Here is a 25700-nt window from a genome sequence, read left to right as displayed (position 1 = left end):
TCGCTGGCCTGATTGCAGCGGCCGGGTGCACGGCCCAAGGGACGGGGAGGGAAGAACCGGCAGCGCACAGGTCCGCGGCGCTTCCTTGTGCGGCCCGTCCTGAATTCGGCCGGAACTGGCTACCGAACGTATGACTGTATTGACGGTTGGTCACCATCTGGTCCAGCCTCTGGGGCTGCGGTACATGAAGCCGCGCTTCCCAGAGAGGAATCCATGGCCATGGAGCCGACGAAGGAGCAGCAGGCTGCCCGTGAGGTGTTCGCCTCAGGCCGGGACCTGGCCCTGGTCGCCGGAGCGGGGACGGGCAAGACGTCCACGCTGATCCTGATGGGCGCCGCGACCCGCAAGCGCGGGCTGTACGTGGCGTTCAACCGGGCGATCGCCGATGACGCCCGCGGGCGGTTCGGGCCGAATGTGGAGTGCCGTACCGCGCACTCCCTGGCCTTCAGGGCTGTCGGCCATCACTACCGGGAGCGGCTGGACGCCTCGGCGAGGATCCCCGCCAAGCACACCGCCCGCCTGCTCGGCATCACACGCGACCTTGACGTGGGCTCCCGCCAGATCAAGGTCACTCACGCCGCGCGCCTGGTGATGGGCATGGTCCGCAAGTTCTGCTACACCACCGACCGGCAGGTCATGGCCCGCCACATGGAGCCGGTCAACGGCCTCGACGGCCCCGGCCAGGACTATCTCGCCCGCACCCTGCTGCCCTACGCGCACCGTGCGTGGCAGGACATCTGCTCGCCCGCGGGCCGGCTGCGGTTCGAGCACGACCACTACATGAAGCTGTGGGCGATGACCTCCCCGCAGCTCGGGGCGGACTTCGTCCTGCTGGACGAGGCCCAGGACACCAACCCGGTGCTGGAGGAGGTCTTCCTCGCCCAGGACGCGCAGCGGGTGTGCGTCGGGGACCCTGCCCAGCAGATCTACGGCTGGCGCAACGCGCGCGATGTGATGACCGGCTTCCCCGCCGAGCAGCTGCGCCTGACCCAGTCCTTCCGCTTCGGCCCGGCCATCGCCGAGGTGGCCAACCGGTGGCTGGGACACGCCGAGTCGGAGATGCAGCTGACCGGCCACGGCCCCGGCTCCCGCGTGGGTGAGGTGGCGCAGCCCGAGGCGGTGCTGTGCCGGGGCAACGTGGACGCGATGAGCGAGGTCCTGTCCTACCTGGAGCTCGGCATCCCGGTGGCGCTGACCGGCGGGGGCAGCGCGCTGCAGCGCATCGCCAAGGCCGCACTCGAGCTCAAAGCCGGGCAGCGCACCAGCCACCCGGAGCTGTTCTTGTTCTCCTCCTGGGGCGAGGTGCAGGAGTACGCCGAGCAGGACAAGGCCGGCCAGGACCTCAAAGCGATCGTGCAGCTGGTCGACACCTACGGCCCCGACCAGATCATCGCCGCGGTGGACCGCCTGTCCCCGGAGGAGAAGGCGCAGGTCACCGTCTCCACCGCGCACAAGGCCAAGGGACGCGAGTGGCCGTCGGTACGCATCGGCAAGGGCTACATGGCCCCGTCGGTGGACGACCTGGGTCTGCAGCGCGCGCTGAACGCGAGCGAGGCCCGCCTGATCTACGTCGCGGTCACCCGCGCCCGCCATCTGCTGGACACCGAGGGCATCGCCTGGATCGACGCGTACGAAAAGACCATGGCCGACGCCGGCCGGGACGGCACGGTGGCCGGCCGGCCGATGATCGAGCTCAGTCTGACCGGGCAGCTGAAGTACGACTCCTCACCGATCTCGCAGTTCATGGCCGCCAACCTCCCGTACAGCCAGAACCTGGTGGGCGACTATCAGGCGCGCATCGCTGGCCTCCCTCACCCGGTGCAGCCGATCGACGTGCAGTACCCGAACTGGTCGGCCCTCGGGCACGCCGTCGACTACCGCCTCCGCCTCAGTCTCGGCGGGCGGCTCGGACTGGCCGTTGTCGCCGGTGTCATGCTCCTTGACGAGACCGGACCGCTGCGCGGAGCACCGGCGCGTGGGGCCCGCAAGGCCCTGCACACGGCGGGCCGGGAGCTGCTGGCCAGCGTCGACACCTACCTCGCCGATCCCGGCAGCCTGGACGAGAACGCGCTCATCCGGCTGTGCTTCGTTGCCGGCTTCTTCGAGGACATCGCCCGCACCGGTGAGATCCGCCGCTTCAGCATGCTCAGCTCCGCCACCCCCGCCACGACCCTGGACGACCTCACCGCTGCGGTCCCCGAGTACGTCGTGTGCGACATCGACCAGCAGATGCGGCTCGCCGAGGGTCCGTTCGCCGCCTTCCGCGCCCTGCCAGCCGCCTCCCGTGTGTGCGGTCCGGTCTTCGCCGGCAGCGGCGACATCGGCGGCGCCGACGCCGACTACATCCTCGGCGGCCTGCTGCTGGACTGCAAAGCCACCAAGGACCCCCGCCGCCTGGGCCGCGAGGAGATCTATCAGCTCGCCGGATACCTCCTGCTGGACTACGACGACCAGTTCGGCATCGACCAGGTCGGCCTGTACCTCTCCCGCCAGGGCGGCCTGATCACCTGGGACGCCGCCGGCTTCCTGCGCCGGCTCGGCGCGGGTGCTCCTCTGCCGCAACTGCGCGCACAGCTGCGCCGGCACCTGCACGAGGCAGCCCGCCGCTGAAAGCCACGGCGGGCTGCTCCGGCACCCCGGTCACGTGGGCGACAGCCTGGTGCCGGTTGAAATGCCGCCGGAGGCCACTGCGGGTGTCGGCCATCCGGGCGTGGCGACGGGTACTGGCCGCCCTGGGCTCTTCTACGAAAGTGCAGGGCACAGACGGTCAGTTGTCGCGGAGCGGGGCGTGGTCGAAGAACCGGTTGTCGGTGTCGATGCGGATTTCCCGCACGCCGGGATAGGGGCGGGGGAGGGGGTCGTTGGTGGCGGCGATGACCTGGCAGGCGTAGCCGTCGGGGGAGGGGTCGTCGGCGATGTCGATGAGCGTGTCGATCAGGCGCAGGCCGGTGTCGTGGTCCAGGCCCTTGGCTCCGAGGCCGGCCAGCGGCGAGTCGATGACCATCAGCGGCGGCACCCTGACGCCGCGGTCGACGCGGCCGAGATCACGCAGGGCCAGCAGCAGCGCGACGTTGGTTGCCACCTTGGGGCTTCCGGCGACCGAGCTCTCGGCGAAGGTCTTGTCGGCCGTGTGCCGTTCCTTGACGCGGGTGGTGAAGTCGACGGGGTCGATGTGGGCGGTCTCGACGTCGGGGTTGATCTGCTTCAGCCGGGCAAGGAAGAACTCCGACCAGCACCCGGTGACTTCCTTGCGGCGCACTTCGTTGGCGGTGACCGCGGCGTCCCGGGCGGCCTGCGCCGCGTCCATCTGTTCCTTGGCCGTCTTGATGACCTGCTCCTGGGCGCTGATGTAGTCGGCCGACTCCAGACGCTCCTTGAGCTGGGCGACGTCGCGGCTCAGGCCGTGGGCCTCCTTCTCGGCCTGCTGCGCGGCCTTGCGGGCGGGCTGGAGATGGCCCTCGTCATAGGCGTCGCGGGCGGCGAGCGCGGCCGCGGCCGCCGTATCCGCCTCGGCAGCCTGGTCGGCGGCGGCAGCCGCCGCCTCCTGAAGGCCCCGCAGCCTGAACAGGAGCCGGTCCACCTTCGCACGGGCCGCGGCCATCTGCCGCTCGCGCCGGTCTTCGACGCCGTCGTGGCTCTGACCGCATTGGCGGCACAGACCCGGCTCCCGGTCGGGGAGGAGCTGTCCGCAGCAGGTGCAGGCCTGCGGCGCGGGCCCCAGCAGGCTGGCGAGTTCGCCCTCGGCGCGCGCGTGCTCGGCGGTGGCGCCGTTCACCTTGGCCTGGGCGGCGACAGCCTGCTTCGCACTCTTCCTGCGCTGGGCTTCGGCCGCCTGGTGCAGGGCGACGAGCCGCCCGCGCTCCCCGACGGCGACCTTCAGCGCCGCATCGGCCTCCTGCCACCGCTGCGCCGCCGCGCGGTGCTCGCGCTGCTTCTGCTCGTACGCGGCGCGGACGCTGGCCGGATCGGCCAGAGCACCGCTGTCCCGCAGCTTCTTGAACGCCGCCAGAGCAGACCTCGCCGCCCGGTACCGGGATGCGGCTTCCGAAGCGTTCTTCTCCAGCCCGGCAAGATCCTCGTTCCACAGGCCCAGGAGCACCTCCAGGGCGAGGACCCTCGCCTCGTCCTTCCCTCCGCCAAGAAACTCGGAGGCGATCGTGTTCTGCCGCAGCGCCATGACGGTGCCGTAGAAGTCGTCCAGAGCGACACGCGTGGCTCCCCGGGCCGCTTGGGGCAGGCCGAGCAGGTCCTGGACGAAGGCGCCGGCGGTCATCTCCCCGGCCTTCGCGCTCGTGACCGGCAGCAGGTGCTCGATCTCGTCGGTGTCGTCGAGGTTCTTCAAGGACACCCGTGCCCGCGGGTTCGATCCGCTGCGGGTGGCCTGCCAGCGGGTTCCGGCAACCCGGAAGACCAGCCGGACTTGCCGGCAGCCGCGGACCTCCGGCATGACGGTTGCCGTGAGAAGGCCCAGCGGGTAGAGCAGCGCTTCCAGCGCGGTGGACTTTCCGGCCTTGGAGTGGCCCACGAGGAAGGTCACCAGGCCCCTGAAGTAGCGGGCGTACCAGACGTCGCCCTGCTGGAATTCGAGCCGCTCGATCACAAACGACGGGCCCACTGGGCCTCCTTGGCATCCGATGTGTTGGTCCACACCGGAAACGACCCTCAGCCGTATGGGTGACGGCCCCGGAGCGCACCTGGCCGGTTGTCTGCCACGGTGCGATCGGCCACCGGGACGACGGGGCGATTCAGCAGTGGTGCGGATCGCCCAGGAGCGGGGCGGGCCGGCCGGGACCGGCTGGATGGATCTCCAGGCCGCCGTCGGCGTTGATGACGGGGCGGCGGCCTGGATAGGTGCGCCGGGCCGTATCGAGGTCCCGTTCGTCGAAATGGCCGGCGAAGACCATCACTCCGTGGATGAGTTCCACCTTCTCGGCCCCTGTCGGCCACCGCCCTATCAGCGCCTCCACGGTCATCGGCGCGGTCGCCGGCGGTAGATCCGGTCCTGACATAGGTCGTACCTCCGATGCGGGGCGTTTGGTGGTCACCGGCCTGAGCAGATCTCATGTGTGCCGGACGGTCCCGATGCCGCTGCTCCGTGCGCGCACCCGGGGTGGCGGTACGCGAGGCCGCCGGCACGGTGGGCGGGGCGTGTCACAGCAGCCCTGACAGCGGCAGGATGCGCTCGGTGAGCTGGCCGCGCAGCCGTCCTTGGGTGGTGTCTGCTTGGGTGAGCCAGTCGGCGGCGATGAGTAGTTCGGCGTGCTCGGAGACTTGTTCGGGGGGCAGGGTGCAGAACGCGGCGACCTGGTCCAGGTGCAGCCCGTCGTCCTCGGGGTGTCCGAGGCGTCCGTCGGGGCGGGTGTGGGCGGCGGTGTACAGGGCCAGGAGCCGGGCGGTAGCGCCCAGTTTCTTTTTGCGGATCTTCCGGTCGCCCACGACTTTCTGGGCCCAGCCGGAGATCCTCGCGCGGGTGGTCTTGCCGAAGCCGAACGGCCGGGGCTGTTCCGGCAGCAGCGTGGGAACGGTGATGGCGGTGGGGTCCTCGGACCGGGAGGCCATCACCTCGTCAACGGTGCCGGGCAGGCGCAGCCAGCCGGTCGAGACCAGTTGCTGCAGCACCCGTTCGGCATCGTCTTGGAGCCAGCCGGTGAGGTCCTGGCCCGTGATGTTCCCGGTGCCGGCGCGCGCGGCCCGCAGGGTGAGCATGAGTACCGCCAGGCGCACCTCGGCTTCCGGGTACGGGGCGTGGGCGGCGACGTAGTCCAGCACGGTGCGGGCGTGCACGGCCTGTTGCCGGGTCAGCAGCCGCTCCACCACCGGCTCGTTCCCGCTCGCCGTGTCGCCGGCCACCTGGCCGCCGCGGTTGGCCTGCATCTCGCGGGTGGTCTGCGCCGCCTTGTCGGCGCGCTTGGCTTCGTGGCGCAGGGAGCCGTCGCCGCTCACGTCGGCCCACAGGGCGAACGCGCGGGCCTTGCGCTCGTGGAGATGGGCCAGCAGGGCGAGGTCGGGTTCGGGGCGCTGCTGGTAGGCGCGGAACGCGTCCCCGAGTTCGATGAGTTCCAGGCGCAGGACGTCAGGCTCGAGGTCGTGCGGCACGGTCCGCTGCGCGATCTTCCCCCACTGCTTCGCCCGCCGGGGCGCTGGGGCCGGTGAGCCGGTGCGGGCGCGGGGGAGCACAGCCGGCCCGGCAGCCGAAGTCGCGTCAGCGGCGAGGGAGGGGGCGTGGTCGGAGAACACCGCCGCCGCGCCCTCGCCCACCGTGCCGACTGCGGGCCCCGGCTTCCTGTCCGGCTTGCCCAATGCCTGACCTGCCCCGGTCGGGGCGGTGCGGGACAGGGGCGGGGCGGTGTCCAGGACACGGCAGTCGGAGATGGCGGCCGCGCATCGCGCGCACATCTCCGTGATCCGCCACAGCCTTCCGGCACGGTCCGCGTACACCGTCAGGACCACCGGGCCGCCGCACCGCACCGCACCCGCCGACGGGTTCGCCCCGCCCCGCCGTACGGCAGTGGGATCGGGGGTGTGCCACGCGCAGTCGGCGGCGCGGCAGGCGCACCATGCCGCGCCGCGCGGCCCGCCGCCCGCGCGGATGCGGGCCAGGTGTGTGTTGACGTGGCCGATCGCGGCCTTGCGCCCCGCAGTGGCGCCGCCGTGGACGCGCTGCTCGGCGCAGGCCGGGCGGGAGCAGGAGAGTTTCACCGCGCCGGCGGACGGGCGGCCGTGAGGGTCCAGGCGCACTGTCCATACCCGTCCCGCGACGCGCTCCTCCTGCCGTGTGCCGGCCTCCACCGCCATGCGTACTCCCTTGATCCGTTGTCCCGGGGCGGTCTCCATCATCGGGGACGCGGGCCGATCAGCCCGAGAGGAACGGGCATTTCACCTGGCCCCAGTCGGCCTCGCGCCGCTCGCCGACAGTCCCAGCGGCTGGTGTGAGCCTTTGCCGCATGAGGCCTTCGCCCTGTTCCGGGCGCACGGCCTGGCCGCCCGCGAGTGAGCGCGCGCGAATGACGTCCGTGCGGAGAAGAGACCCGGACCCCTGATCACTTCGTACCCCGCGTCCTGCTCTCGCCGAACACGCGGCGGTACGCCTCGTCGTGCGGGACGCCGGCCTCCTCGCCGCGGGCCTGGCGGGTGCGGTAGGCGGCCAGGGCTCGCAGTTCCTGCAGTTCCAGGGCGTCGGTCTCCAGCATGGGCGCCACCTTACGGAACCGGCTCGGTCGGAGTGGCGCTCATGTCGCCGCATCGCCCTGCGCTTGGGTGCGCTGTACGGGTACGCTGACCGGGAAGACCTTGGACTCGTCCCTGGTGGCCCCGGCAGGGGGCAGGCCACACGCCCAGGGTTCAGACTTCGTGAAGGCCGTCCGGCATCTGTCGGGCGGCCTTCACGCATTTCAACCCCCCGCGATATTCGATCGAGGTTAAATAAATGGGTTAAATAATTGGGTAAGTTCTGCTAGTGTTCAGGCATGGCAACTACCGAGGAAGAGCTGTTCGCGTCGGTCGACGCCTTGCTGGAGGAGGAGCCGCAGCTCCCGCCCCCGGCGGAGCGTGCCCGGCTGCGGGAGGCCGCCGGCATTACCCAGGCCCGCCTCGCGACCGCACTGAAGACCACGACGCAGACGGTGAAGAACTACGAGAACGGCCGCTCCGAGCCGAAGTCGCCGCGCCTGGAGGCCTACCAGCGGCTGCTGCAGGGTTGGGCGGCGAAGTACCCTGCCCACGGCGCCACCGCCCCGCTCGCCGCGCCGCAGCCGGAGGCGTCGGAAACGTTCACCGGCTCTGCCGCCCCGGAGGTGGCCACCGAGCCGGAGGCCGCCGCACCGGTTCAGGCCCCGGCTGTCCAGGCCGCTCCTGGGCGTCCTGCCCGTCCGGGCGCCGCGACGTCGCGCCGCCCGGCGGCGAAGAAGGCGGCGAGGCCCGCGACCGACCCCCGCTTTCCGCATGGCCCGCTCGCCGTGCTGGACGGCGACGGCTCCGCGTACGGCACGGGCGGCATCGTGCTCGACTGCCCGGCGACCACCATCCCGGAGCTGGTGGAATGGACGCTGCACGAGTCCGGCCTCGGTGCACCGAAGCTCAACCGCCACGGCAAGGACTCCGACCCGCTGATCGTGCTCACCGCCGCGGCCGCCGTGAAACTGGGGCTGCCAGAGCGCCTGGAGGGCCACGAGCAGCGCCGCTCCCTACGACTTCCGGAGGACCACCCGGTCGTCAAGCAGGTCGGACGCGCGAAGTGGCAGCTCACGCAGCGCGGGTTCGGCCCGTGGGCGCGGATCTACCGCAAGGCGCAAGGCCGCGAACGGCAGTGCGTACAGCTCGCGATCCTGTCCTGGGACGCCCTCGATGAGCGGTCCTGGCCCGGCGTCGCCGAGATGGAACCAGCCGACATCGCCCGCGTCCTCGGCGTCTACGCCCAGCGCGTCATCACCCCCCGCGGCTCCACGGCCGTCTCCGGGCTGGAGTTGATGACGGCGCTGCGCCCGCCGACGAAACCGGAGCGCGACGCGGAGACAGGCAACTGGGTGTCCGCCTACAACCCGGGCTCGCTGGGGACGGAGCCGATGGACCCGGCGCCGCCGGAGGCCACCCCGGAACACCCCGTGGTCGTGAACAGTGGCTGGACGGGCGGGTTCCTGAATGAGGAGGCGTACCAGTGGGTGCGGTCGGTGGACTCGCTCAGCGATGAGGAGTGCACGCTGCCGTACGCGGTCGGCCTGGACCTGAACACGGCGTTCCTCGCGGCCGCGGCCCGCTTGGTCGTCGGCCTGTCGGCGCCCGACCACTTCCATGCCCCGAAGTTCAACCCGAAGATCCCCGGCTCCTGGCTGGTCGACCTCTCCCACGTAGAGCTGGACCCGCGCCTGCCGTCGCCGTTCACGCCGGACGGCAGCCGTCCGACGGGCCCGGCCTGGTACCAGACGCACACTGTCGCCTACGCCCAGGAGCTCGGCTACGACGTCCACCCGATCGAGGCGTACCTGCGCCGCGAGACCGGGGCGTACTTGGACCCGTGGCATGACCGGCTTAAGAACGCGTACGTCGACACCCTCGCCGACCTCGGCGTCACCAAGGACCTGGACGACCGGCAGTCCCTCGCGGCGATGGAGCGGCACAAGCAGACCGACCCCGCCCTGACCGCCGTCCTGTCCGCAATCAAGGCCACGGTCAAGGGCGGCGTCGGCAAGCTCCGCGAGCGCCCGCAGGGCAAGAACTACAAGGACGGGGAACGGTGGCCGGCCCTGGAACGCCCGACCTGGCGCCCCGACATCCGCGCCGCCGTCATCTCCAAGGCCCGGGTCAACATGCACCGCAAGCTCACCAATATGGCGAAGATGACGGGCCTGTACCCACTCGCTGTACTGTCCGACTGCGTCGTCTACCCGAGCCCCGGCGACAGCCCGCTCGCCTTCCTCCCGTACGCGGCCTCCGGCAAGCCGCAGCCCGGCGGCTTCCGGCTCGGTCCCACCCCGGGCCTGGCGAAGCTGGAGGGAGTCCAGTCGATGCTGTGGGCGGTCGATCTGATGGAGCAGGGCCTCAACCCGGCCCGGCACATCAAGGGCGGCGACGCTGTCTTCGACGAAGGCGAGTAAGGCCGCGACCACCGACACCGGCATGACGCCGTCCCAGCTTGAGGCAGGCGCGGACACCGAACCGCGCCGAAGGAGTGAGTCGTACCTGATGAACACCCCCGAGGCCCTGTCCCCGCAGTGGCCAGTTCCCACCGCCCTGCCCACCCATAACCCGGTGCTCTTCGCGCGGGCGATGCGGGACATGCGCCTGACCTGGCGCGCCCGCGGCGTCCTGGCCGAACTCGCCACCGGCTACACCCCCGGCCAGGAGCCCACGGTCAGTGAACTGGTCTCCCTCACCCGCGACGAACGCCTGGCCGCCGAGGGCCGCGACGCCTTCCGCAAGGCGGTCGGCGAGCTGCGCAGCCTCGGCTACCTCTCACCCGACGCCACCACGACCTCCGGTGTGGGCGAGCGCCTGGTCGTGGACCTCGCCCCGGCTGCAGACGCCCGCCTGATCCCCCAGCGTTACGGCCCCAGCCCCCTCGCGGACGGGAGCTGACCAGTGGCGGAGATCGAGGACGCAATCGAGCGGGCCGACCAGGAGGCATTCACCCGCCAGCCGCCCAAGAGCCTCAAAGCCCGTATCAACTTCCTGGTGGGGCAGATGAAGACCACCAAGGCCGTCGCCACCGAACTCGGCGTGACCCAGCGCTCGGTGGAGCGCTACCGCACCGGCGAGCGCAAACACCCGCCCAAGGACATCGCCGACCGGATCGAGACGGCCGTCCGCGCCCGCTGGCAGCCGAAAGTCCGAGGGCGCCACCGCAAACAGGCCGCCACCACGACCGGCATCACCATCGAGACCCGGGCCCGCTTCGGCTACACCGCCCCAGTCGGCACCACTGACGACGGCCGGATGCGCCGCCTGACCGTCCACCTTCCGCCGGCCTACGCCCGCCGCCTGTTCGACGCCCAGCAACAAGGCGCCACCGACCAGCAGATGCGCGACATCATCGCCCAAGGACTGCAGGAGGTTTACTTCAAGGACGGCGGACGCCGCGCCACGGGCCTCGAAGTCGCCCTCACCGACATCGACTATTTCGACCTCTCCTACTAACCAAACCCGGGCTCAAGCAGCCGTCAGCCGCTGCTTGAGCCGACGTACGGTAGCTGGCAGGCGGTCTGCCCGTTATCGCCGGGCGACGGGGCGACGGGGCGGTGACCGTGGCGGTAATCTCCGCAGGGTGAATCGCCCGGCCGACTTCATCAAACCGATGATTCTCCTCGAAGACCTACCGCACGGACGGCAGCGTGGAGACCTCCAGGGATCCGGCGGTGTGGACTCTCGTTTGATGCCGAAGCCCGGTTAGCGGGGTCAGGGCCTCTCGTAGTGGGCCGAGTCGGGGCGGCACCCCCGTACCCAGCGTTTCAGAATCGGCATCTCATCGTCGTGGTCGCGGAGGTCGGAGTCCTGCTTGAGGTGGAGAGTGACCACGTCGCGGTGGAGGCGCTCGGTCCAGCGGGTCTCGCGGGCGGCTTCGGTGACGCCATAGTGGTTGACGTCGAAGACTGACATCCGGGCGGCGCGGCCGAAGACGACGGCCGGTTCCAAGTCCGCGTAGAAGATCCATGTCTGCGGGAGCCCCCTGTTGCCGGCGAAGCCGACGGCGTAGCCGTGCTTCACGATGTGCGCGTCGGTGCAGCGAGCGCGGGGCAGTTTCTCAGCGGTGTGGACGTGGTCGTAGTGTGGCTGCGGCATGCCGTTGAACAGCCCGCGGCAGTCAGCGCAGTCGATGGCGAAGTCGGTACGGGGCACGTCGGTAAGGTCCTTTGCTCGGTAGGTGTGAAGCCGGACCATTCCTTCTTCGGCGCCCTGTCCACGGAAGGTGAGGGTGAGCACGCCCCTCTACTCGGCTGCGGCCGCGGTGCCCGGGGCGATCCCGTTCACCCACCGCTGGGCCTCCGCGAGGTTCGGGGCGGTGCCCGCGGGCTCGTACGAAAACCCGTTCCACTCTTCCAGGGCCCGCGGCTCGTCCGGGCGAAGGTGCCCACCACCACCATGAAGGGGGCGGTGCCGGCGGTGGACGTCCAGCGGCGGGCGGCGCCGCTTCTCGTACGCGGCCAGCGGGTCGCCCGCGTCGACGCGCGGCACGGCGCGGGACGGCTGGTTCGGCGGTCCGGGTCGGGAGTGCTTGCCCATGGGGCCGATGGTCTCAGGCGGCGACGGTGGTCGGACGGGAGGCGGCGAGATCCTTCGCGCGGGTGCGGACCTCGTCCACGGCGGCGGTCCGGTATGGCCGGGCGGCGTCCAGCAGCGTGTTCAGCCGGGAGGCGACCAGCGTGGAGTCGACGCGGGCGGCGTTGTCCAGCGCCTGGTGGGCCGCCGCCGCTGCCTGCTCGGCGCCCCCCTCGGTGAACAGCGCGGCGGCCAGCCCGACCTGGTCCATGACGCGTACCCGCTCGAAGCCGGGCTTCCTGAGCGCGAGGGCGTCGGTGAAGTGGACGCTCGCGGCGCGGGGGCGGCCGATGCCGGTCAGGTCGCGGGCGGAGACCGCGCGGGCGCCGGCGTGCTCGGCGGCGTCGAAGTACGCCACCCACTCCGGAACGTCGTCGCCCAGGCCGTCGGCCACCAGCTCGTCGGCGGCGCCGAGGTGTCGCTCGGCATCACGCTCGTTGCCGAGGGCGGAGTGCACCCGCCCGGTCTGGGAGGCGACCAGGGCCCTGGTAGCGGGCAGGTTCGCCTTCGCCGCGGCGACCTCCAGCAGCCCGAGGGCGTCGCCGGGGTGGCCGAGGTAGATCATCTGGTGGGACATGCGGGTGACGATCTCCACCCCGCGATCTGGCTGCCCGGCCTCGGCGGCCGCGTAGATGCCGTACGACCAGTACCGCTGGGCGGTGGCGTACCGGCCGCAGTCGTGGCTGACCCACCCAGCCAAAGCGGCCAGGTCGGCGGTCGCCGCGAACACCCTCGCCTTCAGGGAGGCGGGGACGCCGTCCTGGACGCGGCGGGCGACTTCGGCGAGCTGGGCGACGATCGCCGAGCGGTACAGGCCGCCGCCCTTGGCGGCGTCGGCCTTCGAGAAGAACGCGGTGACCTCTTCCAGGGCGGTGCTGGTGTCGGTGTCGAAGCCCTTGGTGTCGCGGTTCAGACGGCGGGCGGTGCCGCCCAGCATCCGCTCGGCGGCGAGGATGAGCGGGGCGCCGAGGGCGAGCTTGAGGGTGTCGCGGCGGTCGAGGAAGAGGTCCATCTGGGTCCATCCGGCCAGGGTCTGGGCGGCTGCCTCGGTCAGTAGCGGGAGCTGGATGCTATCCAGCGTGGGTCCGGCGGCCGTCAGGCCGAGATCACCCGGGGTGAGCGGCTGGCCGACCGCTTCGGAGATGACGGCCGCCAGCAGCGTGGGTACGGGCGGGCGGGGGCGCTCGCCGTCGATCCAGCGCCGTACGCGGGTGGCGTCCGGTGTGATCTGCCGATGACCTTGGCGAATCGCCTCGGCGGCGATCCGGCGGGCGATCTCGCCATGGGACAGGCCGGTGGCCGCGATCCACAGAGCGAGGTGCGTGTTGGTCGATCTGCCGGTCATCGCCGTCTTGCCCTCCCCGACTCGACGTCACGGAGCGTGGCGGTTTCGCCACGGTTCGCGGCACCTACGGTACTGGTCAGGCCCGGTGCGGGAGGCGGATTCTGCATCTGCGGTGGCCGCCCGGCTATCCGCGTGAGGCAAGGGGAAGGACGAACGCATGGCGACGCTTGCACCCCCAGCTCAGGTTCCGTGGGCGATGCGGCTGGTCACCGACCGGCTTCCGGTCGGCCCGCCCGCGTACGCCGCGGTGATGCTCGACGCGGCCACGCAGACCGCTTGCTACACCGACGCCGCCGGCCAGGTGGTGGAGATGGGCAAGCACGGAACGTCCCGTACGACGGGCACGGCGTCGATGTCCGGCGGCGGCGACGGGCAGAACCCGCAGCCGCAGACGCAGGACGACCACACCACCGACTACGAGTCGGACTGACGCGATGACGGCTCCCCTCGTCCTGGTCATCACGTCCCTGGAGGACGTCACCGCGGACCGCGTGATCGCCGCGCTGAACGAGCGCGAGGTGCCCCTCGTCCGCGTTGACCCGGCCGACATCGGCGCCGGCCTGACCTTCGGCGCCCGCATCGGCACCGGGGCGCCGGCCTGGGGCGGGCGGCTGCGGACGGCCAGCCGCGAGGTGGAGCTGGGGGAGGTGGCGGCGGTGTACTACCGCCGCCCCACCCCGTACTCCGCACGGTACGGCCACCTGACAGCCCAGCAGCGCGACTTCGCCGCCGCCGAAGCGAGGCACGGGCTCGGCGGGGTGCTCAACCACCTGCACGGCGCCCTCTACGTCAACCACCCCTTCGCGGTCACGGCCGCCGACTTCAAGCCCGCCCAGCTCCAGCTCGCTACCCAACTCGGCCTCACCGTCCCGCCCACGCTGGTCACCAACGACATCGAGCACGCGCGGAAGTTCGCCGCCGAGCACGGGCGGATCATTTACAAGACGTTCCGCGGCCTGCCCCGGGACGAGGACGGGCACACCGGCGCCATCTGGGCCCAGCGCGTCGCCCCCGACACCTTCGACGACTCCCTCGCGGTGACCGCCCACCTGTTCCAGGCGGAGATCCCCAAGACCGGCGACGTACGCGTCACCGTGGTCGGCGAGAAGGTGTTCGCCCAGCAGATCGCCGCCCCGGACGGCGCCCTGGACTGGCGCCGCGGCAACTGGAACGCCCTGCTCCACGCACCCATCCGCGTTCCGGCACCCGTCGAGGCGGCCCTGCACAGCTACCTGACCGGGTTCGGCCTGGTCTTCGGCTGCTTCGACTTCGCACTCACCGGCGACGGCGACGCACCGGAGGACTGGGTGTTCATCGAGTTTACCGACCTGCTTTCTGACTGTTCGTGATGTTCGTGGTGCCCGTGTCCTGAATCGTGGCGTACTCGTTGACCGGCCATGTACGTGATGTTCGGTATGTGGTCCAGGGGGCGTGCGTGAGCGGGCGATTGGTGATCGGGGACCTGCGGGTGCAGGTGATGGAGCGGGGTGACGGTACGCGGGCGTACACGATCGTGTGGCCCGAGGGGGCGGTGTATGAGGAGGCGGACCGGTTTCTGCGGATGCGGGAGCCGGGGACGGACCGGACGTACGCCTACCTGCTGGTGGATCATCTGCGGTGGCTGGAGCGGGAGTGCCTGCCGCTGGGGTCGGTGACGCTGGCGGATCTACAGCGGTACATGGGGGCGGTCGGGGCGAAGGTGGCCGGGCCGTTCGGGCAGCCGTGGCGGGAGGGCAAGAAGCCGTACGGGCAGGCGACGCTGTCGCTGGCGGCCGCGTGTCTGAAGGGGTTCTACCTGCACCAGGCCGCGCTCGGGGTGAACGAGGAGCTCGGCAGGCAGCTGGACCGGACCCGGCTGCCGAGCCGCGCGGACCGCAACCGGGCACTTCTCGGGCACGTAAAGACGGCGATGCCAGCCAATCCGCTGGCACCGAAACAGGTCCGGCGACGGCACCCGAAGATGGCCCCGGAGGGGGCGAAGGAGACGCTCCTGGCGACGGTGAACTCGGCTCGGGACCGGTTGGTAGTGACCTGGCTGGCCGACGGCGGTTTCCGGATCGGCGAGTTGTGCGGGTTGCACCTGGTGGACCTGCATCTGCGGGAGAACGCCGGGTGCGGGCAATGCCGCACGCCGCACGTGCACGTCTGTCACCGGCCGGCGAACCCGAACCGGGCGGCGGCAAAGACCAAGCCGGAGTGGGACGTCGAGGACGGCACGGTGGTGGGCGGGCTGATCAAGCGGGCCAGCCCGGCGATGATCCACACCTACTTCGAGTACATGACGACCGAGTACCCGCGGCAGGTCGGGCACGGCATGCTGCTGGTCCAGCTGCACGGCGAACGCGCCGGGCAGCCGTGGACGACGGACGCGGCCCGGCGGATGCTGCGGCGGGCCGGGGACCGGGCCGAGCTGGGCAGGGTCAGGCCCCACGGATTCCGGCACTCCTTCGCCACCGCTGTCCTGGACGCCTCCGGCGGTGACCTGGTAGTCACCCGCGAGGCGGGCGGTTGGGCATCGGCGAGCACGGTCGACGAGATCTACGCACACGCCGACGTCCACGACCCCGACTTCGCCCGGGCCCTGCGCAAGGCATGGGGGGAGAGCGAATGAGCGTGATCTCGCTGGCAGCCCGCACTCCCGATCCGGACCGGCGCGAGGCCCGGGACCGGCTGGAGGTGCTGACTGCCCTGATCGACGGTCCCGGCTTCGATGCGGTCTTCCGCGACGACGTGATCCGTATCCCGGCCCGGCATCCGGTCTATCCCTGGTGCTGCGTCGTGCCCGACTGCGAACGGCCACGGTGGGAGAAGAACGACCTGTGCGCCGTCCACGCTCAGCATTGGCGGGACGCGCGGTCCGCCGGAGTACGCAAGAGCGACTTCGTGCACACCGCCGAGCCGCTGAAGGCGACCCGGATGGCGGAGGAGCGACGCTGCCACATCTGCCCTGAACGACCTGCCTTCAACAACGAGTTGAAGCTGTGTTTCCGGCACCGCAACCGCTGGAAGAAGTACCGGCAGTCTCACGGTCGGGCTGCCGACTTCGAGCAGTGGGCGGTGGACCAGGAGATCTACCCGGGCTACGGCTCCTGCCAGCTGCGGGCCTGCCGTGATCTGGCCGCCTCTCCGCTGGGGCTGTGCACGGTCCACCTCGGCCGCTACCAGGCGGCCGGCCAGCCGGGTGGCGCGACGCTGCCGAAGAGCTACCACCGCTGGGAGCGGGAAGGAAGCCCGGTACCGGTCCGCTACGTCGACGAGGCGGCCTTCCGGCAGTGGTGTCGGGACGAGCCGCCGGTGATGCGCGTCGGCGAGCTCAACCTGAGTGGCCTGCGACCGCTGGTGAGAGCCGAGATCAAGTGGGGTTTGCACGCGCACGGGCAAGGGGACGACCAGAGTCCGTGGGAGCTACCGTGGATCCAGAACCTGGTGGACCTGTGCCACCGTCAACACTGCGACTCTCTGCTGGACGCGGACCTGGACCAGTGCACCAACAGCCACGATCGGATGATCGCGACGAAAATCCTGGCCGAACTGGAACTGGTCTACCTCACTCCGGCAGACACCCGCGAGGCCGGATACGTCCAGACCCAGCACTTCGGCGTCCGCTTCCCCAAGCGGTCCGGCCGCTACCCGCTGACCGCCGTGCCCCAGCGGTGGCTGCGTGACCTGCTGTGGGACTACCTCACCGGAGTGCTCCGCTCTCCACAGTGCCCCCGCACCTCAAGCTTCATGGACCGTGCCCGCAAGGGATGCGTGGAACTCGGCTCCTTCCTCCAGGCCCACGCCCCCGGCGGCGGACACGATCCCACCCTGCTACGGGCCGAGCACATCGAGCGGTACGTCGCCGAGGCCCGCCGCCGGGAGCGGCTGAAACTGCCGGCTCTGACACTGCCCTCCCGAGGTGACGTCGCGAAGGCGACCATCACCCCGGCCTTGCGGCAGACCCTGTTCAACGGCGCCCGTGTGGTCTTGCGCGCTGCTCTGGAGAGTGGGTCCAGCGACCGGATCGGCTTGGCACGCGAGTGCATCGTGGCGATGCCGCCGGGCGGGCGGACCGTCACCCGCGCCCGCAGCCCCTTCTCCGACGACGTCGCCCGGGCCCTGGCCGACGAGGCGAATCTGCGCCGGCTCGCCGAGCGTCACGACCCCGAGGACCAGGGGATGCGCGACATTTGGGAAGCAATCGTCTACACCGGCCGCCGGGCCGGGGAGATCTTGAACCTCAGGCTCGAATGCCTGGGCCTCTACAACGGCCTGCCCATGCTCTGGCACGACCAGACCAAGGTCGGCAACTATGACCAGGCCATCCGCATCCCCGAACCCCTTTATGGCCGTCTCGCCGAACGCCAGCGCAAGACCCTCGCCCACTTCGCCGACCGCCACGGCGGCCGACAGGCCACCGCCCTCGAACGGGCCGAACTGGTCCTGTTCCCCTCCATCCACCGCAGCCGCGATGGCCGCCGGGCCCTGTCCTACAACTGGTTCCAGGGACACTTCCGGCCCTGGGTCGACGAGTTGGACCTGGGCAGGGTCGTCCCCCATCAGGCGCGGCACACCCTCGCCACCCGATTGCTGCGGCACGGCGCCTCCCTGACCCACATCCGCCGCTACCTCGGCCATGTTTCCGACCGCATGGCCGAGCACTACGCACAGGTCGCCGTCTCCGAGATCGAGGATGTCCTCCAGCACGTCTGGGTCGCCGGCCCCGGCGCCACCAACCCCGGCGAAATCCTCTCCAGCCCGCTCAACCCCCTCGACCGCCGCCAGGCCGAGGCCCTGGCGATCGACCTGTCCCGCCGCAGCACCCCGACCGAAGGCGGCTTCTGCACCTTCCAGCCCGTCGTCGACGGCGGCGCCTGCCCCTTCAACCTCGACTGCGAGAACTGCGACAAGTTCGTCCTGTCCGGCGCCGACCTGCTCTACTGGCGCCGCAAACGCGAGCAGTGGCACTCCATCGCCGAACGCGCCCCCGACGACGCCACCGCCGACTACCTCCACGAGGTCTTCGCCCCCACCGCCCGCGCCATCGACGGCCTGGAGAAGGCCCTGGCCGGACTCAACCTGCTCGACGACGCTCTCGCGCTGGACCTACGACGCCCCCAGGACTACTTCCACCGCCTCTGGAGCATCGGCTTCCGCGCAGGCGACCTCGCCCGCGCCGCCGACAACGACGACTTCAACGAGGACGAGGAGATCCCGGCATGAGCGAGCAGATCCCACCACCCCGCACGGCCGCCGCACTCGAAGCCCGGCGCCAGCGCACCCAGTCCAAAGTAGGCCAAGTCCGCGACAGCATCACCGAGTTGAAGCGGCAGAAGAAGCCCATCACCGTCGCCGCCGTAGTCCGACAGGCGGGCGTCTCCCGCACCTTCCTCTACGAGAACCCCGACGCCCGAGCCCTCGTCGCCGACGCCGTCGACCGAGGCTCCACCGCTCTGGAACCGGCCAATCCGCGGCTCGACGCTGAGAGTGAAACCCAGTGGCGGGAAAGAGCCCTGAACGCCGAGGACGCCCTCAAGGCCGCCCATGGCGAGATCCGCACCCAGCGAAGCCGAATCGCCCAGCTCATGGGCCAGATCCGCGACCTGGAAACCCAGTGGACCGACGAGTCCATCGAGCGCATCACCACCGAGAACGCCAACCTCAAGCAGCGGGTCCGCCAACTCACCCAGGACAAACGCACCCTCGAAGAACGCCTCCAGGCCGCCCGATCCAACGGCCGCTTCCAGGACCGGCGGATCGCCGATCTGGAGTCGAAACTGCTCGACGCCGGAGAGCATCCGTCATGAGCATAGTTACGCGGCAGGAGCAGCGTGGAGCTCGAACTCAGGGACAGCCGACCAGTTCAGCTTCTCGCCGATGTGGCCGGCGACGACTCCCGCAAGATGCTCGGCTGCCGCTCGATAGATCCGAGCGCACGTAATGGCACCGTGCAGCGCGAGTGAGTGCTTGCCGCCCTTCATCGGACGCAGCACGGAGGAGGCAGGCGGCACATCCTTCCTGACCGGACCAGGCCAGACTTCACTGCTCCAACCGCTGGCCAGTCCATGCGCAAGGCAATGACGAACCTGCATCCACCCCTGCGCGTCCCGTTTCACGTCGGCCCAAGTGAGTTCCTGCTTCTGCCAGAAGGTCTTTCCGATCACGGGAGGCGCCCAGGCGGTCAGAGCGAAACCAGTACCGATCTGCGGCTTCAGCGTCGGGAACTCCCGGCCGACAAGCGCCTCGATGTCGGTAACATCCGGGTTCGTGAGGTTCATCTTTTTCACGATCTGAGCGAAGCTCTGGCCCTGCAGATACAGCACCGTGGCGAAATAGTCCTCGGCGAAGCCCTCGAAGGCGGAGAGGACCCCCAGGGTGATCGCCGGCGCCAGAGCTGCCGCGTTTCCCGCGTGACCTCGTTTCCGGGGGTGAAGGGCCAAGAGCCTGGACGGCACGATCAACGAACGCGCGAACCGATCAACGCTCAACTGAATGCTCGGCGCGAGTACAGCCATTGCCATGACGACTCCTGTGACCTTCCGCTCCAACCGCTGCGGGATCTCATTCGGCGATCTCCGCTGTGAGCATTGTCCAACAAGGAGCCACGTCACGCACATGTTCGCGATGTATTGCACCAGGTCAGAGCCTTGTTGCTGACGAATGCGGTCGGAAAAATCGAGTGCAACCCCAATGGCCAGTGGGGCTGGCTGCCCGACGCCGATCAGATCACCGAGGCGTTCTCCGACATCCTGAGTACGAGCACGGAAGGAGGCGGAGCCCGATGACGATGCCCGCCGACCTAGAGACCGACGCCGCCCGGCTGCGCGAGGCGATGGCGAAGGCCCTCGCCGAGGACGGGGTCCTTGCCGATCCCGGCTGGCGGGAGGCGGTCGAGCGGGTGCCGAGGCACCAGTTCGTGCCCGGGTTCTACCTGCCCGCCGACGAGCGCGACGGGCAGGGGCTGACGGTGTGGGAGCCGGTCACCGCCGAGTTGGACTATGGCCGGTGGCTGGCCGCCGCGTACTCCGACACGACGCTGATCACGCAGTTCAACGGCGACGAACCGGACTGGAAGCAGCCCGCGGTACGGCACGGCGGGGCGCCGACCTCATCGTCCACGCTGCCGTCGCTGGTGGTACGGATGTGGGCCGACGCCGACGTGCAGGAAGGCCACACGGTGCTGGAGATCGGCACCGGCACCGGCTACTCCACCGCGCTCGCCTGCGAGCGCCTCGGCTCCACCGACGTCACCAGCATCGAGGTCGACCCCCACCGCCTGGAGCAGGCGGCGAGCGCGCTGTACGGCTGCGGCTACACACCGACGCTGGCGGTGGCCGACGGGCTGTACGGCTACTGGCCGGAAGCGTCCTTCGAACGGATCGTGGCCGCGTGCTCCTTCCGCGCCGTGCCGCCCGCGCTGCTGGCGCAGGCCCGGCCGGGCGGGAAGATCCTGCTCACCCTCTCCGGCTGGCTCTACGGCTACGCCCGCGTCCTGCTGACCGTGAACGGCGACGGCACCGCCGAGGGCCATCTGCTGGACGGCACCGTCTCCTTCATGTCCGCCCGCACCCACGCGGCGCCGGCGTTCGGCAACCCCGCCCACTGGGCCGCCGGCCCCCCCGATACCGGCCGGGCTGCCCGCCACTCCCCGGAGCGGATCACGGCCGCAACCGAGGAAGCGTTCCACCTGCGGTTCCTCGCCCAGTGCGCCGCACCTGACGCGCAGATGACGACCGTCGGCGAGGTCGTGCACCTAGTCGACGTGGTCACCGGCTCCGCCGCCACCCTCACCCCGCGAGAGGGCCGGTGGGAGGTCTGCGAGGGCGGCCCGGTGCGGCTGTGGGAGCGGATCGAGACGGTGCTGTCCGCGTACGACGAGGCGGGCCAACCAGGGCTGGAGACGTTCACCCTGCACGTCTACGACGGCGGGCAGCACCTACGACACCCGCAGATGCCCGGCCTGCCGCTCCCCAGGCCCTGACGGCCCGTAGGACTCCAGGCGCCCGGGCGGGAAGCGTGACGGCTCTCGCCCGGGCGCCTGGCCGTGTTCACCGCACCCACTCGTACTCGTCGTCCGCGTCCCATCCGGCGTCGCGGTCACCGTCGAGCAGATCGTTGATCTCGTCCTCGGTGAGGACGTCGCGCACATCGTCCATGGCGATCAGGATGCCCCGGTGACAGGCTGGTCGTCACACACTCCCCGCACGGTCTCGCGCAGGTCGAGGACTATCACGCCGTCGATCTTGTCGATGCCTCCTTCTCCGAAGCGGACCCACAGCGGGAACGCGCCGGCGTCGCGGGCGAAGGCGAGTTTCTGCGCGGACGCCGGGTTGGGGCGGGAGTCGAGCTCGATGACGAGGTCCGGCAGCAACGGCAGGCAGATCACCACGTCCGCGCGCCCGTACCGGCCCTTGCCGTCGGGGACCACCGGCAGCCGTAGTTCCCGGTAGACACGGCAGTTCGGCCCCAGAACGGTCCGGGCGAAGTCCTGGACCGCTGCCGTCAGCGCCTTGGTGATCTGCGGAGTGCTCGGTGGGCCGTAGCCGTTGGCCCGGTTCTGTGCGACCTGCGCGGCGGCGTCGTCGGCCCACCTCTGGAGGTAGTCGGCCACGATCAGGGCGATGTCCTGAAGGTCTTGTTCGGCCACGGGCCGCGGCCCGCGCCCGGTGAGCTGGTGGAGCCAGCCCTCGGCCCAGTGGGCCTGGTTGAGGAGCCGCAGCACCCCATCGGTGGCCGCGGCGCGGCCGGCCTTCTCCTTGGTCGGCGTCAGCCGGGCGGCCATCTCGGTGACCGAGGCCCGGACCTCGTCCGTGCGGCCTTCCTTGCCCATCTTCTCCTCGGCGGCGATAGCGCCCTGGAGGTGCTTGGCCGCCCACCACCGCCACTCAGCAGCCAGTGGCGCGGGCATGTCCGCGGGCAGCACAACGGCGTCCAGCATCTTCCCCGCCCGGCCGGCCGCCGCCTTCGCGGCGGCCGACAGCTCCGCCTTCAGGCGTGGCTCGTTCTCCTGCCACCAGCGGTTCTGGCAATCCCAGCACCGCCCCCCCCTTCTTGGCCGCCGACTCCGGGGTGACCTTCACGGTGTGCCCGCAGTCGGGGTAGGTGTAGGAGACCCGGTAGCCGACGCACTCGCGACAAGCAGCGACGTCGCCGTTCTTCCACTTCGGCAGGGAGGTGCGGTTGGCGATGCGCTCCTCCCACTCGTGTCCGGCGGGGCACCGCCACCACACGTCGACCTGCATCTTCGGCGTCGCCTTCTGCGGCGTCAGCCCGCCGTTGCGCTCCTGCAACCACGTCGCCGCGACCTGCGGATACGCCTCGGCCAGCGACACACCTAACGAACGCGCCATGCAGTCCCCTCCTCAACCCCTGGCCAGGCCCTCCCCGGCCCGGTGCCTCACCCCGGTCAACGATCCAGCCGACCGGGAGCGACGCCGGGGATACGGGTCTTCAGGATGCCGACCCGCCCGCACCCTCCGCCGCCGATCGGGCAGTCCTCAGCCGCGGGCGCGGTGCGGGGCCCGGACACCGTGGCCGCCGCGGGGCGAGGTCGAGGTGGGAGTTCACGTCCAGCTCGAACCGGCCGTAGATAAGGGCTCACGTAGGTCCACAAGAGCGGAGACAGAGCCTGCGGCCCTGCAGACCACCAGCGTCCGCCGTTCAGGCGATACCGAGTTCGGCCAGGGCCTGCACGTGATCAGGGCCGAGCTTGGCCCGGCGGGCGGGGCTTTTGATGTTGGAGAGCCAGATGCCGAGCTTGACCTCCTCACCATCGTCGAAGCGTTCGACGTGCTGGCGCGGGACCCATACATGCCCTTCACGTTCCCGGAACTGCCTCAGCGCCGCCAGCCCCCGCGCGAAGGCGTCCCCCCGTGGCCGCACCACGGTGCGAGCAGACTGCTCGCTCTGCTCAGTGGGCTGGATACCCAGGGCCTCCAGAAGCTGACGCTGCCCGTCCAGCAGCCCAGTCCACACCTCGTGCCGACGTTGCCGGGCCAGCCACTTGCCGACGTCCATGCCGTGCACGGTGACGCCGGGCAGCAGCTCGGTGAGCGCAGTGTCCTCCTCGGCGAGGAGTTCGCGTACGGCGACGTAGTGCCGCTGCCACGCAACAGGCCAGGCCGGGTTCCAGTCCGGGTCGATCGCCGCCAGCGCGGCCTCGCGCTCGGGGCGGCCGGCCAGCGCACCCGGGCGGCGGAGGTTGGACAGCCACTGACCGATCGGCCGGTCCAAAGCAGTCGCCGTCCGCGGTGCGCACAGCGTCCAGTGCCGCTCGTAGTACACCCGCGCCGCTGCCAGGTTCTCCTCAAAGGCCGCGTCGGCGGCGTCCCACACCATCCCGAGCTGCTCGAGCCGCTCGGCCCGCTTGCCGGACAGCTGCCCGGCCCCGTACGCCCGTCGCTGCTCGGCGATCCACTGCCCGAGCGGGTACGCGCCTTCCTTGTGGCCGTACGGCACCCTCAAGTGCGCCTGGCGCTCCCGGTACAGGCGCGCGGCGGCGTACCCGCGCACCCAGTCCTGCCGCTCGGTGTCGATCACATTGAAACTGACCCACTCAGCGACCATCACCGGGTCACGCGGCGCGGCAAAACGCAGCAGCAGACGGTTTTCCTCTTCACCTTCCTCCGGCGCCTCACCGATATCCCAAGACGGGTCCACGACCCTCTTCCGCGGCTCCTGCGGAATGGCAAGCAATTCAACGGCCTCTTCATCATGAGCCCTAAGCCCCTGCAAAACCCTCACCAAAGGACGGTACGAACCGGAGGTGAACATGTCCTCCGGCTGCTCCCCAGGCTGGAGGAAAACGGGCACGATCAAAGAGGCCAGTTTGCCCTCACCGGGCTTCTGCCGAAGCGCCCGCCCGATCGCCTGCACGATGTCGTGCGGCGCGCCCTTAGGGTCCAGCAGCGCCACAGAGTCCACCGCCCGGATATCGACGCCCTCGCCCAGGACACGGCAGTTGGAGAGCACCGCCCGCCGCGCCGTGGTGCCGAAGCCCGCCAAGACCTCCCGCCGGCGCTCGGGGACGTGCTCCCCGCACAGCCAGTCGGCCCAGATCCGCCCCGGGTACTTCTCCGGATCGTCGGCGTGCAGCTTCGCCGCCACCGCCGCCAGGCCCTCCGCGTAAGCCTGCGCCTCTATCGTCCGGTGATGGAAGGTGATGGTCGTCTGCAGCCGGTGGTCAGCCATGGTGCGCAGCAGCGCCGCCTGCAGAGCACCAAGCCGCTGCCCGCGCACCTCCTCGCCGCGCCGCTCCTCACCCATCAGCCGCTCCGGGGTGACGACCGGGTCCTGGAGCTCGACCACGATGATCTGATACCGCGCCAGCAGGCCGCGCGCCACCGCCGATGCCAAGGTCAGCTTGTACAGCACCGGACCGAAAACGGACTCATCGTCCATGGAGACCGCCAACTCCTCCGGCAACGCCTCCCGAACCCCCTCGGTCACCTCCCAGTTGGGCCGCTCCTGCCAGATCCGCGGCGTCGCCGTCAGGTACAACCTGCGCGCCGCCGGGATGATCCCCTGGTCGTGGATGTCCGCCCACGCCTTCCCCAGCGACCCCGACGTACGGTGCGCCTCGTCCACCACCGCCAGGTCCACCGGCGCCAACCGCTGCCCGTAGACGCCCTCGAACGCCTTGGCCAGCACCGGCAGCGACGCGTATGTGGCGTAGATGGTCACCGGCCCCGTCCCGTGCCACATCGCCAGCCGCACCGGGTTCGTGGTGCACCGGACCTTCAGGCTCCACAGCTCCGGATCCTCCTGCAGCGAGCAGACCGCAACCGCCGGCCCCCTATGCCCGACCCGGTACCACTCCTTCACTGTCTGCGTCAGCAACTCCAGCGTCGGCACCAGCACCAGAACCCGCCCCCGCGGCAGCATCTCCCGGGCAGCAAAAGCAGCGATGACCGTCTTGCCCGTCCCACAAGCGGCAACAACCTGCCCCCGCAGACCGTTTACAGGAAGACCACCAAGCGGAACATCAAGACCGCGCACAACGGCGTCAACCGCCTCAATCTGATGGGAGCGCAAGTCACGCCTCGTCATAACCATCCGATACTCTCCTCTACGCGAAATGTGGCGCGCCTCAGACAGGGAATCCCGGAGACCTTGATGCTCCAGGAGGTGGTGCGGCGTAGTTCCCAGACACTACACAGAGCATCACTGTGATGCATCCGGCTTGCACCAGGTTCGCTCATGAGGGTTACACGTCGACAGTTCGAGCCTCGCAGCGGGCGGTTGGAGTGTACGATGGTGGAGTATTGCCGGCCCGATTGAAGAACCATGTCCTGTTGGGGGAGAGATTCGGCGGAGTGCAGCGGAGCCCGTCTCTACCGTTGAGGCCGGCACCCATTCGGCCCCAACGAACCGTCAGATCCGTTTCCAGAGGCTAGCTGGGGTTCCCAGGATTTACACGGCGCCTCGAGCGATGCACGGGCCTTGCTGCCAGCCTAGGAGGCCCCGCTTGCGGGGCCTCCCGTAATTCGCGCTTGCGCGAATTACACCTACGGTCCTGAATTCCGCTTGCGGAATTCAATTCCCCCGCTTGCGGGGGAATCTGGCGGAGCGTCAGCGGAGCCGTTCCCTATGCAGCGGCTTGCCGCTGCATTTCCCGCTCCGCGGG

Annotated in this window: 21 protein-coding genes; 10 read left to right on the top strand and 11 right to left on the bottom strand. The window is 70.3% G+C overall.

Annotation, left to right across the window (positions count from 1 at the left end; translation table 11 throughout):
- Positions 1–219: 219 nt before the first annotated feature.
- On the top strand, positions 220–2610 hold the full coding sequence (locus AMK26_RS35140; RefSeq protein WP_241838232.1) for a UvrD-helicase domain-containing protein: 2391 nt from the start codon (positions 220–222) through the stop codon (positions 2608–2610).
- Between the two features lie 157 nt (positions 2611–2767).
- Here AMK26_RS35140 and AMK26_RS35135 read toward each other — a convergent pair whose 3' ends face one another.
- The 4 genes from AMK26_RS35135 to AMK26_RS37165 all read right to left on the bottom strand — a co-directional run bounded on the left by AMK26_RS35135 (position 2768) and on the right by AMK26_RS37165 (position 7190).
- Positions 2768–4615 carry a hypothetical protein gene (locus AMK26_RS35135; RefSeq protein WP_143608711.1) on the bottom strand — a complete coding sequence of 616 codons (1848 nt, stop codon included), beginning with the start codon at positions 4613–4615 and terminating at the stop codon, positions 2768–2770.
- Positions 4616–4745: 130 nt separating this feature from the next.
- Positions 4746–5009 (bottom strand): hypothetical protein, encoded by a 264-nt coding sequence (locus tag AMK26_RS35130; protein ID WP_073760334.1) that lies wholly within the window; start codon positions 5007–5009, stop codon positions 4746–4748.
- A 142-nt stretch (positions 5010–5151) separates the two neighbouring features.
- A complete protein-coding gene (locus tag AMK26_RS35125) occupies positions 5152–6795 on the bottom strand; it encodes a hypothetical protein (RefSeq protein ID WP_073760332.1) in 1644 nt (547 codons plus the stop codon).
- A 245-nt stretch (positions 6796–7040) separates the two neighbouring features.
- A complete protein-coding gene (locus AMK26_RS37165; protein ID WP_158071175.1) occupies positions 7041–7190 on the bottom strand; it encodes a hypothetical protein in 150 nt (49 codons plus the stop codon).
- A 276-nt stretch (positions 7191–7466) separates the two neighbouring features.
- Here AMK26_RS37165 and tap point away from each other — a divergent pair, with 276 nt between their 5' ends.
- The 3 genes from tap to tpg all read left to right on the top strand — a co-directional run bounded on the left by tap (position 7467) and on the right by tpg (position 10629).
- Complete coding sequence (tap, locus tag AMK26_RS35115) at positions 7467–9590, top strand: telomere-associated protein Tap (RefSeq protein ID WP_073760330.1); 2124 nt, start codon at positions 7467–7469, stop codon at positions 9588–9590.
- A gap of 88 nt (positions 9591–9678) precedes the next feature.
- A complete protein-coding gene (locus AMK26_RS35110; RefSeq protein ID WP_073760328.1) occupies positions 9679–10071 on the top strand; it encodes a hypothetical protein in 393 nt (130 codons plus the stop codon).
- A gap of 3 nt (positions 10072–10074) precedes the next feature.
- Complete coding sequence (gene tpg / locus AMK26_RS35105; protein WP_073760326.1) at positions 10075–10629, top strand: telomere-protecting terminal protein Tpg; 555 nt, start codon at positions 10075–10077, stop codon at positions 10627–10629.
- 258 nt (positions 10630–10887) lie between these two features.
- Here tpg and AMK26_RS35100 read toward each other — a convergent pair whose 3' ends face one another.
- From AMK26_RS35100 to AMK26_RS35090, 3 genes are all read right to left on the bottom strand, one after another.
- The gene (locus AMK26_RS35100) at positions 10888–11328 is read right to left on the bottom strand and encodes a hypothetical protein (RefSeq protein ID WP_073760324.1); all 441 of its coding nucleotides are present in this window, start codon (positions 11326–11328) and stop codon (positions 10888–10890) included.
- A 90-nt stretch (positions 11329–11418) separates the two neighbouring features.
- Positions 11419–11712 carry a DUF6087 family protein gene (locus AMK26_RS35095; protein ID WP_073760323.1) on the bottom strand — a complete coding sequence of 98 codons (294 nt, stop codon included), beginning with the start codon at positions 11710–11712 and terminating at the stop codon, positions 11419–11421.
- 13 nt (positions 11713–11725) lie between these two features.
- Positions 11726–13093, bottom strand: a complete 1368-nt coding sequence (locus AMK26_RS35090; RefSeq protein WP_073760321.1) for a Tat pathway signal protein — start codon at positions 13091–13093, stop codon at positions 11726–11728.
- A gap of 157 nt (positions 13094–13250) precedes the next feature.
- On the opposite strand from AMK26_RS35090, the gene AMK26_RS35085 reads away from it, so the two are divergent.
- From AMK26_RS35085 to AMK26_RS35065, 5 genes are all read left to right on the top strand, one after another.
- Positions 13251–13523, top strand: coding sequence for a putative ATP-grasp-modified RiPP (locus AMK26_RS35085; RefSeq protein ID WP_198944252.1), 273 nt, complete (start codon positions 13251–13253; stop codon positions 13521–13523).
- Between the two features lie 4 nt (positions 13524–13527).
- Positions 13528–14442, top strand: coding sequence for an ATP-grasp ribosomal peptide maturase (gene tgmB, locus AMK26_RS35080; RefSeq protein WP_107421125.1), 915 nt, complete (start codon positions 13528–13530; stop codon positions 14440–14442).
- 86 nt (positions 14443–14528) lie between these two features.
- Positions 14529–15704 (top strand): tyrosine-type recombinase/integrase, encoded by a 1176-nt coding sequence (locus AMK26_RS35075; RefSeq protein WP_107421124.1) that lies wholly within the window; start codon positions 14529–14531, stop codon positions 15702–15704.
- Positions 15701–18298, top strand: coding sequence for a tyrosine-type recombinase/integrase (locus tag AMK26_RS36550; RefSeq protein ID WP_107421123.1), 2598 nt, complete (start codon positions 15701–15703; stop codon positions 18296–18298). The genes AMK26_RS35075 and AMK26_RS36550 overlap by 4 nt, the downstream gene beginning before the upstream one ends.
- Positions 18295–18882: a DUF6262 family protein gene (locus AMK26_RS35065; RefSeq protein ID WP_073760315.1), complete on the top strand. Its 588-nt coding sequence runs from the start codon at positions 18295–18297 to the stop codon at positions 18880–18882. Before AMK26_RS36550 ends, AMK26_RS35065 begins: the two co-directional genes overlap by 4 nt.
- Positions 18883–18888: 6 nt before the next feature.
- Here AMK26_RS35065 and AMK26_RS35060 read toward each other — a convergent pair whose 3' ends face one another.
- Positions 18889–19596, bottom strand: coding sequence for a hypothetical protein (locus AMK26_RS35060; RefSeq protein ID WP_198944251.1), 708 nt, complete (start codon positions 19594–19596; stop codon positions 18889–18891).
- Positions 19597–19856: 260 nt separating this feature from the next.
- Between AMK26_RS35060 and tgmC the strand changes: the two genes are divergently transcribed.
- Positions 19857–21056: an ATP-grasp peptide maturase system methyltransferase gene (tgmC, locus tag AMK26_RS35055; RefSeq protein WP_073760313.1), complete on the top strand. Its 1200-nt coding sequence runs from the start codon at positions 19857–19859 to the stop codon at positions 21054–21056.
- A gap of 180 nt (positions 21057–21236) precedes the next feature.
- Here the strand turns inward: tgmC and AMK26_RS35050 are convergent, their stop codons facing one another.
- The 3 genes from AMK26_RS35050 to AMK26_RS35040 all read right to left on the bottom strand — a co-directional run bounded on the left by AMK26_RS35050 (position 21237) and on the right by AMK26_RS35040 (position 25123).
- Positions 21237–21983 carry a hypothetical protein gene (locus AMK26_RS35050; RefSeq protein ID WP_198944250.1) on the bottom strand — a complete coding sequence of 249 codons (747 nt, stop codon included), beginning with the start codon at positions 21981–21983 and terminating at the stop codon, positions 21237–21239.
- Positions 21961–22425 (bottom strand): zinc-ribbon domain-containing protein, encoded by a 465-nt coding sequence (locus AMK26_RS35045; protein ID WP_079278002.1) that lies wholly within the window; start codon positions 22423–22425, stop codon positions 21961–21963. The genes AMK26_RS35050 and AMK26_RS35045 overlap by 23 nt, the downstream gene beginning before the upstream one ends.
- A 310-nt stretch (positions 22426–22735) precedes the next feature.
- Positions 22736–25123: a DEAD/DEAH box helicase gene (locus tag AMK26_RS35040; RefSeq protein ID WP_073760393.1), complete on the bottom strand. Its 2388-nt coding sequence runs from the start codon at positions 25121–25123 to the stop codon at positions 22736–22738.
- Positions 25124–25700: the final 577 nt, after the last annotated feature.

Source organism: Streptomyces sp. CB03234, assembly GCF_001905885.1.
GTDB lineage: Bacteria > Actinomycetota > Actinomycetes > Streptomycetales > Streptomycetaceae > Streptomyces.
The sequence above is the reverse complement of the archived record's forward strand: the minus strand, read 5'-3'. Positions and strand labels throughout refer to the sequence as shown.

Bases quoted from the DNA above. Each gene is read 5' to 3' on its own strand.
- AMK26_RS35140 (WP_241838232.1), top strand. From the start codon at position 220: ATGGAGCCGACGAAGGAGCAGCAGGCTGCCCGTGAGGTGTTCGCCTCA.
- AMK26_RS35130 (WP_073760334.1), bottom strand. From the start codon at position 5,009: ATGTCAGGACCGGATCTACCGCCGGCGACCGCGCCGATGACCGTGGAG.
- AMK26_RS35125 (WP_073760332.1), bottom strand. From the start codon at position 6,795: ATGGCGGTGGAGGCCGGCACACGGCAGGAGGAGCGCGTCGCGGGACGG.
- AMK26_RS37165 (WP_158071175.1), bottom strand. From the start codon at position 7,190: ATGCTGGAGACCGACGCCCTGGAACTGCAGGAACTGCGAGCCCTGGCC.
- tap (WP_073760330.1), top strand. From the start codon at position 7,467: ATGGCAACTACCGAGGAAGAGCTGTTCGCGTCGGTCGACGCCTTGCTG.
- AMK26_RS35110 (WP_073760328.1), top strand. From the start codon at position 9,679: ATGAACACCCCCGAGGCCCTGTCCCCGCAGTGGCCAGTTCCCACCGCC.
- AMK26_RS35095 (WP_073760323.1), bottom strand. From the start codon at position 11,712: ATGGGCAAGCACTCCCGACCCGGACCGCCGAACCAGCCGTCCCGCGCC.
- AMK26_RS35090 (WP_073760321.1), bottom strand. From the start codon at position 13,093: ATGACCGGCAGATCGACCAACACGCACCTCGCTCTGTGGATCGCGGCC.
- AMK26_RS35085 (WP_198944252.1), top strand. From the start codon at position 13,251: ATGGCGACGCTTGCACCCCCAGCTCAGGTTCCGTGGGCGATGCGGCTG.
- tgmB (WP_107421125.1), top strand. From the start codon at position 13,528: ATGACGGCTCCCCTCGTCCTGGTCATCACGTCCCTGGAGGACGTCACC.
- AMK26_RS36550 (WP_107421123.1), top strand. From the start codon at position 15,701: ATGAGCGTGATCTCGCTGGCAGCCCGCACTCCCGATCCGGACCGGCGC.
- AMK26_RS35065 (WP_073760315.1), top strand. From the start codon at position 18,295: ATGAGCGAGCAGATCCCACCACCCCGCACGGCCGCCGCACTCGAAGCC.
- AMK26_RS35060 (WP_198944251.1), bottom strand. From the start codon at position 19,596: ATGGCAATGGCTGTACTCGCGCCGAGCATTCAGTTGAGCGTTGATCGG.
- tgmC (WP_073760313.1), top strand. From the start codon at position 19,857: ATGACGATGCCCGCCGACCTAGAGACCGACGCCGCCCGGCTGCGCGAG.
- AMK26_RS35050 (WP_198944250.1), bottom strand. From the start codon at position 21,983: ATGCCCGCGCCACTGGCTGCTGAGTGGCGGTGGTGGGCGGCCAAGCAC.
- AMK26_RS35045 (WP_079278002.1), bottom strand. From the start codon at position 22,425: ATGGCGCGTTCGTTAGGTGTGTCGCTGGCCGAGGCGTATCCGCAGGTC.
- AMK26_RS35040 (WP_073760393.1), bottom strand. From the start codon at position 25,123: ATGACGAGGCGTGACTTGCGCTCCCATCAGATTGAGGCGGTTGACGCC.